The following is a 15,980-nucleotide window of genomic DNA, read 5'->3' as shown; positions in this document are numbered from 1 at the left end:
AAAGCCCTGCAAGTTATGCAGGGCTTTGTGTTATTTGTTCGAGCCTAACAATCTGAAATTACAAGCTATTAAATTCAAAGGTGTTACTTGATCAGTCGAACAACCAAAGAACCTGGCGCTCGGATCGATTCAATGTTGTGGCTCAACACAGTACCTTCAGTTGGCGCAGTGTAACGCTGAATCTCATCACCAAAGCTGTCGTATTGAATTGCAACCAATTGACCTTGTTCTACCTTATCCATCATCTTCACTTGTGGTAGTACAAAACCACCTAATTCAGCGCGAATGCTGATGATGTCTTTGCCTTCTAGGCAAGGCGTGATCTCTGCAACTTCACCGGTTACTACGTCGTGACGAGCAAGGATATTGAAGATGCCAGTCACGGTACGGTCGATCAGGTCCTGTTCTGTGTAACGACCCATACCCACTTCAATGGTGATGCTTGGAATGCCGCTGTTGTTCCAGACGGTTTCAAGTACTCCAGCGTCACCCGGATCGTTAAGAATTACGTCTGGGTTAATAAGGCGAGCCATTTCCAGAGATTGCTCGATACGGAAATCGGCAAACACGTACAGCGGGTAAGCAGCACCAGTAGTTTGAGTGTGCAAATCAATCGCCAGCTCTGCGTTTGGCTTTAAAAGGTTATTCCATAAAGCAAACAGGAAGCGGTTTGCTTCGTTGCCGTTAGCATCGCCAGGGAAGAAACGGTTTAAGTTTGCAGGAGATGCATCTGGATCCGCAGAGAAGAAGTCACGGCTGTGGTTCAGCATGCCAGTTAGGTTAATGGTCGGAACGACAGTTACAGTACCTGCGATGTCTTTACCAATCAGTTCACGAGCGGTCTTTTGCGCCGCTAAAACACCGTTGTATTCATCACCATGAACACCTGCTGTGATCATGATTTTCTTACCCGGTTTTTCGCCTTTGAAAACCAACACAGGCAAATGTTGCCATTGAGATAGGGCGTTGGTTGCGATACGGAACCAAAACTTGTGCTCGCCTGCAGGCAAGTCTGTTACGTCAAGAGATTGAATGACTTGATGACCTTGAATTACGTCATCCAGAAATTGTGTTGCCATTAAAGTTGTCACTCCAAAACATCTTACTTCGATGCTTGTTTGCCATACGGCTTGAATTAAAAAAGGCGAGAACTTGTCTCGCCTTATTCTTTATACCCAAACTCCGCTCTCGCGTTTAAGTTGCTTGGGGATATTGGTAATCAGTTTACGCAAAACCCATCACGTGAGCTGCGACGACGACAATGCTCGATAGGGTAAAGAGTAATAGCATAAAGCGCCAGCAGAATTTCGCCCAGTCACCCCAGTCGATACGACATACACCCAGTGTTGCCATTAGAGACGCTGAAGTTGGAACGATAACGTTAGTGAAACCGTCACCAAGTTGGAATGCTAGAACCGCAACCTGACGAGTAACGCCAGCGATGTCTGCAAGAGGAGACAATAGAGGCATTGTCAGCGCTGCTTGACCAGAACCTGAAGTCACGAAGAAGTTGAAGATAGATTGGAAAACATACATCAACCAAGCCGCTGCAACGTCAGGAAGACCGCTGATCACGCCACCAGCGCTATTCAGGATCGAGTTAAGTACGCTCGCTTCATCAGTAGTACCGCCACCTAGGATAAGCAATACACCTTTCGCACAACCAACCAATAAAGCAGGGGCAAGCATGATTGCTGCACCTTCTTTAAATGCGTCAGCCGCGCAGTTTAGCGTCATGCCGTTTAGGCGGAAGATCGTACCGATGATCGCAACGACAAAACCCATTGTGAAGAATTGAGATGCGATTTCTGGGATGTACCATGCGTTAGCCACTACGCCCCAAACAACCCATACTGTGGTTGCGATAACCGTAAGGATAACCAGCGTGTCACCTAGGTTCCAACGAGAATCGTGGTCACCTAGCTCTTGCTGACGGAAGTATTTGTCAGTACGACGGCTGTAAGAAAGCTCAGGGTTTGCTTTGATACGCGCTGCGTAAATCATAGTGAAAGCAATACCGATAAGTGTAAAGCCAGCCCACAGACCCATACGTACAGTCATACCAGACAGAACCGGAATACCAGCAATACCTTGCGCGATCGCTACCGAGAATGGGTTCATCCAAGACGTTGCAAAACCAATCTGAGTTGCAACGTAGGTCACCATTACTGTAGTAATACCATCGTAGCCAAGGCGAACCATTAGTGGCGCGATAATAATCGCAAATGCAACGGCTTCTTCACCCATACCAAATACTGCGCCGCCCAAAGAGAACAGCAAGAACAGAACTGGAATGAATAGCGCTTCGTTACCTTTGGTCTTGTCGATAAGACGTAAGATACCGTTGTCGATTGTGCCTGTGCGCATTACCACACCAAATGCACCACCGATAACCAGCATGAACATGATAACGCCAATCGCGCTGCCCCATTTAGAGCCTGAAACCAGACCTTCGAATGGGAAGTTCATTAGACCAATACCACCGCCTGAAGCGAACAGTCCAACCTTGTTGTAAACCAATTCACCGTTTTCGTCGGTTGCATAAGAGAAAGAAGATGGATCGATAACAGTACGAGTTTTTTCTGCACCGTCGACCATGTAGGTCACCTGTTGGCTATCGAAATGACCAGCAGGGATTAAGTAGGTAAGAATCGCAGCAAGAATACCAACAATGAAGATCAAAATGAGGGTATCAGGCATCTGCCATGATTTTGGGGTTGCCGCCGATTCCGATGGCTGAGCGTGTGTGTGAGACATAACCTATTTCACGTCGAATTATAGAAAGCATGAAATATCGATAAAATAGAATAAAAAGTCAATATTAACTGAGTTGATGAACTATAAATTCATCAATAATTTGATCTGAAGAGGGTTGAGTTGCTTATCAATGATTTAATGGTTAATTGTTTTGGTTAGATGTTGTACGAATGAAAACGGAGTTAGGACTTGTGGTGATTCACAAGTCCCATAATTATTCACTTTTCTGCATGAGGTGTTTGTTCTGAATAAAACGCGGCAACATCGCGCAAATCTTCATCATTCAGCATGCGTAACTGGGCTGCCATCATTTCTGCCAAAGGACCTAAGCGAAGCCCATCTTGATAGGCTTTCATAGAATCATACAGGTACTGAGCATTCTGACCGGCTAGGTTGGGGTAAGCGTCGTTTGTTGTCATGCCGTTCGAACCATGACAGTAAACACAGCTTGGTGATTTAAGTTTGCCTTTATCAACGTCACCAAAAGGTTTCGCCACAACAGAGGAAGAGAGAAGAAGAGACGTTAGAAGCACGTATCTAAGCATGAAATGCACTCATTGTAGTTCTTGAAAGCGCATAGAATAAAGCTTCCCCTTAGGGGAAGCTCAATGATCAAAATCAAGTTAAAGCAGAGATTTAAGGCTAGATAGGAAGGTATCGACGTCTTGTGCCGAAATATCTTTGTGCGTCACGAATCGGATTGGGTTTCCTGGCGTAATTGTTATGCCTTGCTCCTTCATCTTTTCTGCGATACCAGCGATATCCACTTGTGGATCAAGCTTGGCAAAGACGATGTTGGTTTGAACAAATTCTGGATTAACAGAGAAACCAGGCAATTCCGCTAAACCTTCCGCCAAGGTTTTTGCGTTGATGTGGTCTTTTTTTAGCTGTTCTACTTGCTCGGTAAGGGCTAATTTACCGGCTGCAGCAAGAATACCCGCTTGGCGCATACCACCGCCGACCATTTTTCTTAGGCGGCGTGCTTTTGCGATGTACTCTTTGCTACCAAGCAGTAGCGAACCAACAGGGGCAGCCAATCCTTTCGACAGACAGATAGTCATTGAATCAAAGTACTGACCAATCTCTTTCACTGGAACATCAAGCGCGACAGCTGCGTTAAATACGCGAGCGCCATCTAGGTGCATCTGCAAGTTATGTTTGTTTACGAACTCACGAGCCTCTGCAAGGTAAGAAAGAGGAATCACTTTACCGTTGATGGTGTTCTCTAAACTAAGTAGGCGAGTACGTGCAAAGTGCGCGTCATCTGGCTTGATAGCAGCTTCTAGCTTATCGAATGGCAAAGTACCGTCTGGGTTGTTTTCAATCGGTTGAGGTTGAATAGACCCCAGTACCGCAGCGCCACCAGCTTCGTACTTGTAGTTATGCGCTTGCTGACCACATAGGTATTCGTCACCGCGCTCACAGTGTGCCATTAAGCCAAGTAAGTTTGCTTGTGTACCAGAGGTTGTGAACATTGCCGCTTCAAAGCCCGCAAGCTCAGCAGCAAATTGCTCTAATTCGTTAACGGTTGGGTCATCACCGTACACATCATCGCCGACAGGAGCGGTAAACATTGCTTCACGCATTGCTTGGGTAGGTTGCGTAACGGTATCTGATCGAAAGTCCATAATTCTCTCCTCGGTCGAAAAGACCTAAATATAACCGCAAAGACGAGCTTTGCTTAGGCAAGCGATAGTTTTGGCATCCGTAATAATGCCTTGAATAATTTGTTGTTCGAGTTCTTCTCGTGACAATGTCACTACTTCAATGACTTCGTCGTCGTCACACTCGTATCGATTGGTTTTGTTCAGTTGTTCGGCAACAAACAAGTACTGGATTTCATCACAGAAACCAGCAAGAGGGGTAACTTGGCCCAGCGATATGAACTTTTCGGCGCTGTATCCTGTTTCTTCTTCCAACTCTCTTTGAGCACAGTGCAAAGGATCTTCATCGCCTTCACGTGTACCAGCAGGCAATTCAAGCAGCCATTTGTTAAGAGAGGGACGGAATTGATTAACAAGAACGATGTTGCCATCTGAAGTAATAGGTAAGATAACGGCAGCACCGGGGTGTTGGATAGTGGTATGTGTGATCATCCGACCAGTTGGTAGTTTAACTTCCTCTTCGACTAGAGAAATCTGCTTCCATTTATGAATTGTATTGCTCATGCAGTTGTGGATCCTAGCTGTAACCGCGCATTGACGTGCTTTGCACATTAACCACAAACCACCGGAAACAAAAGAAGAAAATGGTTTCATACTCTTGCGAAACCAGCACATTCAGTGAGTTATGTCTCATAAATGAAAACTATGGTTGCTCGCGCACGCGCGCAAAGAGCATCTGGTATAAACGAGGTTCACTAAAAAATACACTTGTAACAAAGTGATAACAAATGTATAAAATTATATATACAGCCTCAGTTCAACAGCCGGAGCTTCTATGATTCAACCATCTTTCGCATCTAATGCAGAAAAGGCGCTTCTTTCAGAGCGTATCAACAAGCTAGCGAAAGCGTTAACTGATGGCGTTTACGAACGCGAACACACCATCAAACTTTGTCTTCTTGCCGCTCTTGCCGGCGAAAGCGTCTTCCTTCTTGGTCCTCCAGGGATCGCAAAAAGCTTAATCGCAAAACGACTTATCCAAGCTTTTGATAATAGCAGTTATTTTGAATACCTCATGACACGCTTCTCAACACCTGAAGAAGTGTTTGGTCCATTGAGCATTCAAGAGCTAAAAGACAACGGTCGTTATGTCCGTCTTACTCAAGGGTACTTACCAACGGCGCAAGTGGTTTTCCTTGATGAGATTTGGAAGGCGGGTCCTGCGATTCTGAACACGCTATTGACCGTTGTGAACGAAAAGACATTTAAAAACGGCAGCGATATCGAACGTGTACCGATGCGCCTTTTGGTTTCTGCATCAAATGAACTGCCAGATGAAGACAGCGGCTTAGACGCACTTTACGACCGTATGTTGGTACGCGTGTTTGTAAACCGTATTCAGGACAAACAAAACTTCAAATCCATGCTGACAGTGGGTACGTCTCAAGAAGCGCAAGTTCCAGAGGGCTTGGCGATCACAGACGAAGAATACCACCGCTGGCAGCAGCAGCTCGACAAACTCACTCTGACCGACAACGCATTCGAAAAGCTTTTCCAACTAAAAACGATGTTGGAAACCAAAGTCGAGTCTGAGTTTGGCGACGCATCATTAACAGACATGTACGTGTCTGACCGCCGTTGGAAGAAAGCGGTCAAACTGCTTAAAGCAAGTGCGTTCTTTAATGGGCGTGACGAGATCAATCCGCTTGATCTTCTGCTACTTCAAGATTGTTTATGGAACAGCCCTGAGTCACGCGATGTCGTTCGCAGCGTGATTCAAGAGTTCGCACTTAAACATGCCTTTGACCAGCAAGAAGCAGAGCAAGAGATCGAATACTGTCGTGAATCTTTGGTTGATGTACAGCATGAGCTTGAAGACAAATATCGCATGACGCTAAACGCAGAAGCCGCAACGGGTCTGCTTCGCAAAGAAACCATGAGCTTCGATACATCCAAAGCGAAAACTTACAAAGTAGGCGCGGCGGTGAATCTGGTTAAGCTGGTTATTCTGCAAAGCAACATGTCGGTCTCTGAATCAGAGAAGGGCGACAGCCGCTGGGTATACGTGCCAAAAGACGAGCTTGACCGAGTGATCAAAGACGGTCATGGCGATGTGTATGGTTACGTGAACCAAAACACCAATATGTGTCGTCTGCGTTTTGATGTCGATGCTGCCAACAACCTAGTGATCCGTGACATTGCCAACCGCGGCGTGTTGGTGAGTTTGGTTACCCAACAAGGTTTAGACGTTGAGCTTTACCAAAAATGGTTGGCAGAAAGCGAAGAAGCAGTCAGCCAATTGAGTGAAGCTGAACATCATATGCGTAAGGTTAAAGCCAACTTCCATGGCGCATTGCCGCACAGTTTCGTGGATCCAGAGTTACCACGTCTAATGGAGTCGAGTCTGCAACAGGTGAGCCAGAGACTTGAGTCTATCCAAGGTGAAAGCGAGAAGATCATTCAACGCTTCAAAAACTTACATCAGTTTTTCTCTTAAGGAGACGACATGTTAGGTGCAGACGGACTCAACTTAGCGCTTATGGTGGCGGATTCAGGCATCATTGATAGTGCGGTAAACGATTTAATGGCGCGTTCACAAGTCATGATGATGGCAGAAAACCGAGGCATGAAATCCTCAGTGAAAAACCATCTGCTTAAATGGCGTGGCAACGTGAAAAAGCGCATGACAAAAGTCTGTGAGACAGAACGTTTTCAGCAGGAGCTCGCACTCTACCAAGAAGTGATTTATTGGGATGAGAACGAGTTCTTTGAGCGCATTGATGATGTGATCAAGAAGCTTGAATGGCACTCAGCGTTTTACATGCAAGCGCGTCGCATGATGGAGAAGAACAAGGGGGTGAATAACCCAATGTTCCCTCATTACTTCTGTGACCAGTGGTATCAAAGCCTTGCCGAAGCAATCAAACAAGCGCAAGTTTCTGAGCTTGAAGAGAACAAAGAAAAAGTCCTTAACGATCTTTATCAACGTATGGAAACCATGCGTAACATGGATAAAGTGACGGAGTCCGGTGACGAAGAAAGCGTAGGGCGCTTATGGGATATGGCGTCCGCTAAGTTGAGTAAAACCGACTTAACCGTAATGAAGCGCCACGCAGAGTTCCTTAAAAAGCACAAAGGCTTACAAGAAATCGCAGAACAGCTTGGTCGCATGGCGGGGCAAGTGGATGATCCTGACCTCAACCGCGCACCAGCAGAAGAGCTGCAAATGGTTGAGGAAAAGAGTGACGAAGCAACAGACGATATCGTCGGTATTCATGAAAGTGACGACCTCAACAAACTGCTACCGAACGAAACCATGTTTTTGGCGTATCCAGAACTGGAAGTCGTGTTCTATAAGCATTTAGTCGATAAACGTTTGATGAACTACCGCACGCAAGGTAAGTCTCGCACACTACGTAAAGTGAAGGCGCACAAACCCGATCATAAAGCGGTGGACGTTGAAAAAGGACCTTTTATCGTTTGTGTTGATGCATCAGGCTCGATGAGTGGCTTCCCAGAGCAATGTGCTAAGGCTATGGCTTATGCACTGATGCAAATCGCTCTCGCTGAACAACGAGATTGCTACGTGATCATCTTCTCCACGGAGCACATTACTTACGAGTTAACGCGTCAGGATGGCTTACGTGAAGCTGCCGACTTTTTAACTTACAGCTTCCATGGTGGTACGGATTTGGAGCCAACGTTGATTAAATCCATCGATTTGATGAACAGCGACAAATACAAAAACGCCGACATGGTTGTTATTTCAGACTTCATTGCGCCAAAACAGCAAGATGAATTGCTTGCAAAAGTCGATGCGCTAAAAGCGAAGAAGAACCGCTTCCATGCTATTAGCTTGTCGAAGTACGGCAACCCAGCGTTAATGTCGATGTTTGACCACACTTGGTCTTACCATCCAAACGTAGTGGGACGCTTGTTTAAACGTGTTGCTAACGGTTAATCGCGATAATAGAGATACAAAAGCGGCACTGGTTGCCGCTTTTCTTTTGCCTATCTATTTTGATTTGCTTTAACCAAAACGAATAAATCTGGACGGTTTAGGTCGAATTAACATCGGATTGGTTTAAAACAAAGCAAACAAACAGAAATTTTGGATTTTTGTTTGACTATATTTCCTGAATCCGTAAAGTAGCAACCAACGCAACGGGGCAGAGCCTTTAAGCGTAAACAATTTGGCGCCTTGGCAGAGTGGCTATGCAGCGGATTGCAAATCCGTGGACCTCGGTTCGACTCCGGGAGGCGCCTCCAAATTCTTAAAAAGAGACGTCTTTATGGCGTCTTTTTTTATACCTCAAATTCCTCTCGGTAAGCTCAATCATCCAATCTCATTTCTCTTGATGTTAACTTGGCAACCAACTTAAAACGCAGTAAAAAATAATCGACGTCATTTGTGTGAATATGCTTCAAAGTTATGCAACTTCATGCCAATTTAATTTGTTGAATATGGAAGAGTTATCACTAGTGCGTTTTTTCAAGATTTGAAAATAAATCACATTTCTATGAATCTGTGAAATAACGTTCACCTCATTAAAAAGTACCACGTGCCTTTTGCCATAGAGCTTCGCGCACCTCATCAAGACCAGCAATTTGTTTATTTGTTTCATGAACTAACGTGGTTATCCGATCGGCTAATTTCTGTGATTAACACAGAATTATTTATCATTTATTTCAGTAGTCTAAATAAAACCCCTGTAGTGAAAAATTAGTCGTGACTAGCACGTTTCTGACGTGTGGTCCCGTTGGATAACAAGATATTTCAGGAGCAATAACGTGCTACGAACAAAGAAAACAATCGTCAGTATTCTCGTCTCAATGGCGATGATCTCAGGCTGCAATGACTCAGACAGTGACACGATTTCAACCAGTCCAATTCCTTATTTTGCAGAATGGACGGATGTCGACAGTGCTATTAAGAAAGACGATGCAATGGAGGCAGAAATCCAACGTATCCTTGCGTTAATGACGCTGGAAGAAAAGGTGGGGCAAATGATTCAGCCCGATCTTCGCGAAGTCACTCCTGAAGAAGCGAAAACCTATAAGTTAGGTTCTATCCTAAACGGCGGAGGCGGCTTCCCGAATGATGATAAATACTCAACCGCGCAAGATTGGGCAGACGAAGCGGATAAGTTCTGGCTTGCACTAGAAGAAGCTTACGCAGAGAGAGGGTTCCGAATTCCTTTTATGTGGGCAACCGATGCGGTTCATGGCCACAACAACGTTTTTATGGCGACGGTATTCCCTCATAACATTGGTTTGGGTGCAGCTCGTAACCCTGATCTGATTGAAGAAATAGGAAAAGCGACCGCAAGAGAGGTTGTTGCCACCGGTCTTGATTGGACATTTGCACCGACCGTTGCCACGCCACGTGATTATCGCTGGGGCCGTGTATACGAAGGTTACTCGGAAGATCCAGAAATCGTGTATGAATACGCGAAGCGCATGGTGGAAGGTATTCAAGGTGGTGAAGAAGGCTTAAAAGGGGACACTAACGTAATCTCCAACGTGAAGCACTGGGTCGGTGACGGTGGTACGTTGGGTGGTGTTGACCATGGTGAAAACCGTTACACAGAAGAGTATCTACGCAACATTCATGCAATGGGCTACATCGGTGGCTTGAATGCAGGCGCACAAGTGGTGATGTCTTCGTTCAACTCATGGTGGAACGATGCGAACTACGATCCTATGGTCGGTATCGACGGTGCTGAGGATGGTGGCGATTACATGCAAAACCAGAAAATCCACGGCTCACAATACCTGATTACTGACGTCTTAAAGGGCAAGTTAGGTTTTGACGGCTTAGTCGTCACAGACTGGAACGGACAAGGTGAGATCAACGGCTGTACAGCAGCAAACTGTCCGCAAGCTGTAATCGCAGGTAATGATGTGTTTATGGTGACCTCGCGTAACGATTGGCAAGCGTTCTACCAAAATGTGATTGACCAAGTAAACGCAGGCATTATCCCAATGTCTCGTATTGATGATGCCGTAACCCGTATTCTCCGCGTCAAAATGCGTGCAAACCTTTGGGAGAAACCTAAGCCATCTGAGCGTTCGTTAGCGGGTGACCAATCCGTGCTTAGTGCGCCAGAACACGTTGCCATTGCGCGCCAAGCAGTTTCAGAATCGTTAGTTCTTTTGAAGAACCAAGACCAAATTCTACCTTTGAAATCAGATGCGAAATTCTTGGTAACGGGTTCGGCTGCCAACGACATCACCAAACAAACAGGTGGTTGGTCGCTTACTTGGCAAGGTGATGGCAACACGATAGAGAAAGACTTCCCGAACGCACAAACCGTGCTTATGGCAATGCAGCAAGAAGTTGGTGAAGAAAACATCTTTACCGATGCTTCTGCAACAACACCTGAAGAAGCTACTGCGCTTGTGGTTATCGGTGAAGATCCTTATGCAGAAATGTTTGGTGACATCAGCAAAGCACAAACACTTGAATTCTCGAAGCTAAAAGCCTCTTATCAAGCGGATCTTGATACGATCAAAGCGCTAAAAGAGCAGGGATACAAAGTGGTCACGGTATTCTTCTCTGGGCGTCCGCTTTACGTTAATGAAGAGATCAACAACTCTGATGCATTCGTTGCAGCTTGGCTGCCGGGAACGGAAGGTTTAGGTATTACGGATGTACTGTTCGCAAAAGATGGCGCGGATTTCAAAGGTAAGCTCTCTTACTCGTGGGGCGCTAAGAAGTGTTCGACCACAATCAACCGCAAGGCGCCTAATATCCCTAACTACACAACACCAATTGATGGCATAAACGGTGAGTTGATTGAGCAGGATATTGAAGGCGAACATAAACCGTTATTCCCTTATGGTTATGGTTTGAACTACGCGAACCAGACCGATGTCCCAGCGCTGTATGAAGACTTAAACGACATTCCACTCGACCCACGTGATTATGGCTGTGGTATGGACGAGCCAGACAACGGTATTGCTGAGTTCCCATTAGAGATCTTCGGTAAAGACGCAAAAGGCGAGTTTGTTGCGAGAATGTCAGGCAGTGCGAATGGTTGGGCTGGCGTGGAAATCAACAAAGACACCACCACAATTGGCTCAGTAACGACGAAAGGCATTAACTACGATGGCATGCAGCAGTCAGCAATCAACGTAAAATTTTCTGGAGAAACTGGTGATTTCGTTGGTAATTCAGCCGCGCAAATCTACATGCAAACACCAGATGAAAAGGGGTCTGACTACAACAGTTACATGAATGCCGATTCTACTTTGGAGTTTGATATTCGCATGGTAACCACAGCGCCAGAGAGCTTAGTGCTGTCGACACACTGTGAGTATCCTTGCCGTGGTGAGGTAAACATCAACAAAGTCTTACCTGAACCGTCAGATAGCACTTGGACGACGGTCAAAGTACCGCTCCAGTGTTTGAAGGACACAGGGATGAGTTTTCAAATGTTGAACACGTCTTTCTTGATGTATTCAACTGAGGCTGTGGAGTTTGATTTAGGTAAGATTCGTTATGTTCCGAACCCAGATGGATTACCTGAGGATGCAGTTAGTTGTGAAGACATGCTTGATGAAGCGCTACCACCATTGACTGGGGATATGTACAACATCGTTACCGACTTTAATGCACAGATAAATACCTCAGACCAATACACGACAGAAGGCTGGGGACCTATCCCTGATGGTGAAACTCACATGACGGCAACACAAACTGCTGATGGTGCATCGGTTACTTATAACAGCGCGAGTCCGGAGGCTTACAAAGGTCTGTTGCATTTCAACTTTGATGCACAGAACTTAGAAAACTTTGCTGAAGCGGGTTCGTTGGTGTTTACGGTTAATGTATCGACGTTAGGGGCACAAAAGCCTGACAACGATCAAACCGGATTGGTGTTGAAGCTGGCGAATGCTGATGGAGATACCGGTGACATTTTTGTCACGGAATTGGCCGGGGAGAATATTATGCTGAATACGGATATTAAAGTGACTGTGCCAATGGCCACCTTCGCCGAGAAGTTTGATAACAAGTACTGGGCTCAAACTGTTAAGACGTTCACTATCTTCCCCGCATGGGCAAATACCCAAGCTGGCGTAGAGTTTGAAATCAATGATATTCACTTCACGAAGTAAACAGACCATCTAGGAAAGTTACTCAATTAAGTAGAAACAAGGCGAGCCTTATTAGCTCGCCTTTCTCGTTGAGGAAGCCTTTAAAAGCCAAGTGTGAACTTTCTTGCGGCAATCTGTGTGAAATCTCTTTAGAATGTCTTCTTCGACAAGGAAGCAGTGAAGACACATGAGAAATACCGACGACTACATTATTTTCTATCATTTGGTTGAACAGGGTTCATTCAGCGCCGCTGCAAGACAAATGGAACTCACTAAGTCGGTCGTCAGTAAGCGCATTGCCAAATTAGAGCAGGAGATAGGTGTTCAACTGCTTTATCGAACCACACGCACGCTTAAACTGACAGAAGCAGGGCAATCCTTCTTCGAACATGCTCGTAGTGTTTATCAAGCCGTCGCAACCGCTGAGGAATCCATTGTTGGTTTGGGTAAGAACCTATCCGGCAACATCAAGATTACCGTCCCGACCATCTCTGGTGAACTTATCCTTCCTACCGTTATTTCTGAATTCAACCAAGCTTATCCAGATATCAACATTGATATGGAGCTGGACAATCGATTCGCCGACATCGTCAACGAAGGTTTTGACCTTGCCATTCGTACCGGGGTTTTGCCTGACTCAAGCTTGATTGCGCGTAAGCTGGTTGATGCAAACTGGATTGTGTGTGCATCGCCTAAGTACGTCGTCAAACATGGCAAACCAAAAACACCAGACGACCTCACTAAACACAACTGCTTGGTTTACGCTTATCAAGAGACAGGTGCACGTGAGTGGGCTTTCAAGCGTGATGATGAGGTGTATCAGGTTAAGGTGGACGGGAATCTATGTACCAATAACTCATCTGCGTTACGTAACGTCGCTTTGCTGGGGCAAGGTATCATTTATGTGCCTCGGGTACTGGTTTATGAAGACTTGCAGCAAGGGAAGCTGATTCAGTTGTTTAAAGACGAAACGGCTAAGTGCTTGGGTATTTATGCCGTGTACCCATACACCCGCCAGCAACCAGAAAAGATTAAGATCTTTATCGAGCATCTGTATCAATGCTTTCAACGTCGTAGCCATCAATTCTAGTAGCTCAACTTTTCTCAAAGGAGTGACTCTCCTTTGACCGAAGGGATTCGCTCTAAATTTTAAACTCTACAATCTATCTATTTTCTTCATTGCTCGACAATGTCACAGCCATATAACGCTGCTATAACGTCATGGTATTCACATGTTGTGGTTTTGTTTTGACTGAATATTCTTTCAAGGTCAATTATATAAGGCCTTGTTGACCCTTTCGACTTTCTTTTTCTTCGATATCGTGCACGTTTGTTAACAATGTACTTTGCTATTGTTTCTTTTTGGAAACGATAAGTTTCTTTGTTGATTTTACAGTTCTGAGAATTTTAAGTAATTGAATATATAGGTAATTAATGTGGTTAACTTTATCTGGGCGTTGTTATCGGACTTTGGTGGCATGGACGTTCAGATTCGGACTATTTATATTGGCTGGGCATAATAACTAGAGATACGGATATGAAACAGAAGCAGCTCATCGACGCGTTTGTCACCATTGTCGGGGAAGAAAATGTCCTTACCGATCAAATCAAAACCAAGTATTACCGCAGCGGTTTTCGCTCAGGAAGCGGCACGGCGTTGGCGGTGGTTTTTCCTAAGACTCTGCTAGAGCAGTGGAAGGTCATCCAACAATGTGTCGACAATAATTGCATCATCATCATGCAGGCAGCTAAGACGGGTCTGACCGAGGGCTCAGCGCCAAGTGGTAGTGATTACGACCGTGATGTGGTGGTGATCAATATTACCAAGATGAAGCAAATCTATCTGTTAGACGGCGGTAAGCAAGCAGTTTGTCTTCCGGGAGCAAGTTTACATTCGTTAGAAAAAGAGCTGCGAGCGGTTAATCGTGCGCCGCATTCAGTGATTGGTTCTTCCTCTCTTGGCGCAACCGTCGTGGGCGGTATTGCAAACAACTCTGGTGGCGCTTTGGTTAAACGTGGTCCGGCTTACACAGAGTTAGCAATATTCGCTCAGGTGGACAAAGACGGTAAGCTCAATCTTGTTAACCACCTTGGTATTGAAGGATTAGGCTCGACGCCTGAAGAGATCTTACAGAACATCCAAGATGGTAATTTCGACCCAGATAAAGTGATTCATGATGAACGCATGGCGTCGGATAAAGAATACGACGAACGTGTTCGTGATGTGACTTCAGATATCCCATCGCGCTTTAATGCCGACGAACGCCGTCTGTACGAGGCGAGCGGTTGTGCGGGTAAGCTTGGCGTGTTCGCTGTTCGAGTCGATTGCTATCCAATCCCTGAGAAAGAGCAAGTGTTCTACCTAGGTACTAATGATCCAGATAAATTGACCAAGCTGAGAAAAGACTTCCTTACTCAATTCGAAAACTTACCAGAAATGGGGGAGTACCTTCACCGTGACATCTTCAATATGGCAGAGAAGTACGGTAAAGACGTTTTCCTTTCTATCGATTTATTAGGCACAGACAATCTGCCTAAGATGTTCTCGCTTAAAGCTAAGGTTGAAAACTTCTTAGAGCGTGTTCCGTTGGTCAGCAAGTACCTGCCAGATACTATTCTCTACTATGCGAGCAAGTTATTCCCGCAGCACCTTCCTAAGCGCATGTTGGAGTACCGTGATAAGTACGAGCACCATCTTGTACTTAAAATGAGTGACGGCGGTATTGCCGAAGCGCAGAAATACCTCAAAGAGGTGTGGGCAGCTGAGCACGATAGTGACTTCTTCGAATGCACTCCAGAAGAGGGTAAGAAAGCGTATCTACACCGTTTTGCAGCGGCAGGTGCAGCAATTCGTTACGAAACCATTCACCGCAAGGAAGTAGAAGACATTGTGGCTCTCGATATTGCGTTACGACGTAACGATGAAGAGTGGTTAGAAACATTACCTGAGGAAGTAAGTAAGAACCTCGTTAAATCCCTCTATTACGGTCACTTTATGTGTTATGTATTCCACCAAGACTATGTTTTCAAAAAGGGCACCGACACCAAGCTGATGAAGAAGCTAATGTTGGAACACCTGAACAGTCGCGGCGCTAAATACCCAGCAGAACACAACGTAGGGCACCTGTACGAAGCGGAGAACTCGCTGCAAAAGTTCTACCATCAACTTGATCCAACCAACACCTTTAACCCAGGCATAGGTAAAATGGATCGCTACAAGCGCAACTGTAACTGCTGTGCTTAAGCACTAAACCGATATGATGTGGAGAGTCGCTTAAACAGTGGCTCTTTTTTTATCAAGAAGCTCTTTTTTTATCAAGAAATAGTGGAATAAGCCGTTTGAGTTTTAATCGAATTGCTCAACTCCCATACGTTCAGTTGTGTTTTTAACCATCTGAATCAAAAAGAATAAATTTATTGTTGACCTGAAATCTTAATCCGTTAAAGTACGCCTCGTTCTCACGGCGAAGGTCGTTAGAACAGATGGTGTTACCATCGCATTAATTGCGTTGCCCTGGT

10 protein-coding genes and 1 tRNA gene are annotated in these 15,980 nt (G+C 45.4%); 6 read left to right on the top strand and 5 right to left on the bottom strand.

Annotation, left to right across the window (positions count from 1 at the left end):
• Positions 1 to 83: 83 nt before the first annotated feature.
• The 5 genes from KIT90_RS22730 to KIT90_RS22710 form a co-directional block, all read right to left on the bottom strand.
• A complete protein-coding gene (locus KIT90_RS22730) occupies positions 84 to 1,079 on the bottom strand; it encodes a succinylglutamate desuccinylase/aspartoacylase family protein (RefSeq protein ID WP_285378851.1) in 996 nt (331 codons plus the stop codon).
• Between the two features lie 145 nt (positions 1,080 to 1,224).
• The gene (yfcC, locus tag KIT90_RS22725; protein ID WP_005443800.1) at positions 1,225 to 2,757 is read right to left on the bottom strand and encodes a putative basic amino acid antiporter YfcC; all 1,533 of its coding nucleotides are present in this window, start codon (positions 2,755 to 2,757) and stop codon (positions 1,225 to 1,227) included.
• 218 nt (positions 2,758 to 2,975) lie between these two features.
• A complete protein-coding gene (locus KIT90_RS22720; RefSeq protein ID WP_017190809.1) occupies positions 2,976 to 3,302 on the bottom strand; it encodes a cytochrome c in 327 nt (108 codons plus the stop codon).
• A gap of 78 nt (positions 3,303 to 3,380) precedes the next feature.
• Complete coding sequence (ltaE, locus tag KIT90_RS22715; protein ID WP_285378848.1) at positions 3,381 to 4,385, bottom strand: low-specificity L-threonine aldolase; 1,005 nt, start codon at positions 4,383 to 4,385, stop codon at positions 3,381 to 3,383.
• A gap of 24 nt (positions 4,386 to 4,409) precedes the next feature.
• A complete protein-coding gene (locus KIT90_RS22710; protein WP_285378846.1) occupies positions 4,410 to 4,925 on the bottom strand; it encodes an NUDIX hydrolase in 516 nt (171 codons plus the stop codon).
• Between the two features lie 271 nt (positions 4,926 to 5,196).
• Here KIT90_RS22710 and KIT90_RS22705 point away from each other — a divergent pair, with 271 nt between their 5' ends.
• The 6 genes from KIT90_RS22705 (at position 5,197) to dld (ending at position 15,705) form a co-directional block, all read left to right on the top strand.
• Positions 5,197 to 6,858 (top strand): ATPase RavA domain-containing protein, encoded by a 1,662-nt coding sequence (locus KIT90_RS22705; RefSeq protein ID WP_285378844.1) that lies wholly within the window; start codon positions 5,197 to 5,199, stop codon positions 6,856 to 6,858.
• 9 nt (positions 6,859 to 6,867) lie between these two features.
• Positions 6,868 to 8,322: an ATPase RavA stimulator ViaA gene (viaA, locus tag KIT90_RS22700; RefSeq protein ID WP_285378842.1), complete on the top strand. Its 1,455-nt coding sequence runs from the start codon at positions 6,868 to 6,870 to the stop codon at positions 8,320 to 8,322.
• A 234-nt stretch (positions 8,323 to 8,556) separates the two neighbouring features.
• A tRNA-Cys gene (locus KIT90_RS22695) sits at positions 8,557 to 8,630 on the top strand.
• Positions 8,631 to 9,194: 564 nt separating this feature from the next.
• Positions 9,195 to 12,482: a glycoside hydrolase family 3 protein gene (locus KIT90_RS22690; RefSeq protein ID WP_285378981.1), complete on the top strand. Its 3,288-nt coding sequence runs from the start codon at positions 9,195 to 9,197 to the stop codon at positions 12,480 to 12,482.
• A 166-nt stretch (positions 12,483 to 12,648) separates the two neighbouring features.
• Entirely contained in the window at positions 12,649 to 13,551 is a 903-nt protein-coding gene (locus KIT90_RS22685; RefSeq protein WP_285378841.1) for a LysR family transcriptional regulator, read from the top strand.
• A gap of 447 nt (positions 13,552 to 13,998) precedes the next feature.
• Positions 13,999 to 15,705, top strand: a complete 1,707-nt coding sequence (dld, locus tag KIT90_RS22680; RefSeq protein ID WP_285378838.1) for a D-lactate dehydrogenase — start codon at positions 13,999 to 14,001, stop codon at positions 15,703 to 15,705.
• Positions 15,706 to 15,980: the final 275 nt, after the last annotated feature.

It is taken from the genome of Vibrio sp. B172a (genome assembly GCF_030248355.1).
Taxonomy (GTDB): Bacteria; Pseudomonadota; Gammaproteobacteria; order Enterobacterales; family Vibrionaceae; genus Vibrio; species Vibrio owensii.
This window is presented reverse-complemented; position numbering and strand designations above follow the sequence as displayed.

Bases quoted from the DNA above. Each gene is read 5' to 3' on its own strand.
- KIT90_RS22720 (WP_017190809.1), bottom strand. From the start codon at position 3,302: ATGCTTAGATACGTGCTTCTAACGTCTCTTCTTCTCTCTTCCTCTGTT.
- KIT90_RS22690 (WP_285378981.1), top strand. From the start codon at position 9,195: ATGGCGATGATCTCAGGCTGCAATGACTCAGACAGTGACACGATTTCA.
- KIT90_RS22705 (WP_285378844.1), top strand. From the start codon at position 5,197: ATGATTCAACCATCTTTCGCATCTAATGCAGAAAAGGCGCTTCTTTCA.
- KIT90_RS22730 (WP_285378851.1), bottom strand. From the start codon at position 1,079: ATGGCAACACAATTTCTGGATGACGTAATTCAAGGTCATCAAGTCATT.
- KIT90_RS22710 (WP_285378846.1), bottom strand. From the start codon at position 4,925: ATGAGCAATACAATTCATAAATGGAAGCAGATTTCTCTAGTCGAAGAG.
- yfcC (WP_005443800.1), bottom strand. From the start codon at position 2,757: ATGTCTCACACACACGCTCAGCCATCGGAATCGGCGGCAACCCCAAAA.
- KIT90_RS22685 (WP_285378841.1), top strand. From the start codon at position 12,649: ATGAGAAATACCGACGACTACATTATTTTCTATCATTTGGTTGAACAG.
- viaA (WP_285378842.1), top strand. From the start codon at position 6,868: ATGTTAGGTGCAGACGGACTCAACTTAGCGCTTATGGTGGCGGATTCA.
- dld (WP_285378838.1), top strand. From the start codon at position 13,999: ATGAAACAGAAGCAGCTCATCGACGCGTTTGTCACCATTGTCGGGGAA.
- ltaE (WP_285378848.1), bottom strand. From the start codon at position 4,385: ATGGACTTTCGATCAGATACCGTTACGCAACCTACCCAAGCAATGCGT.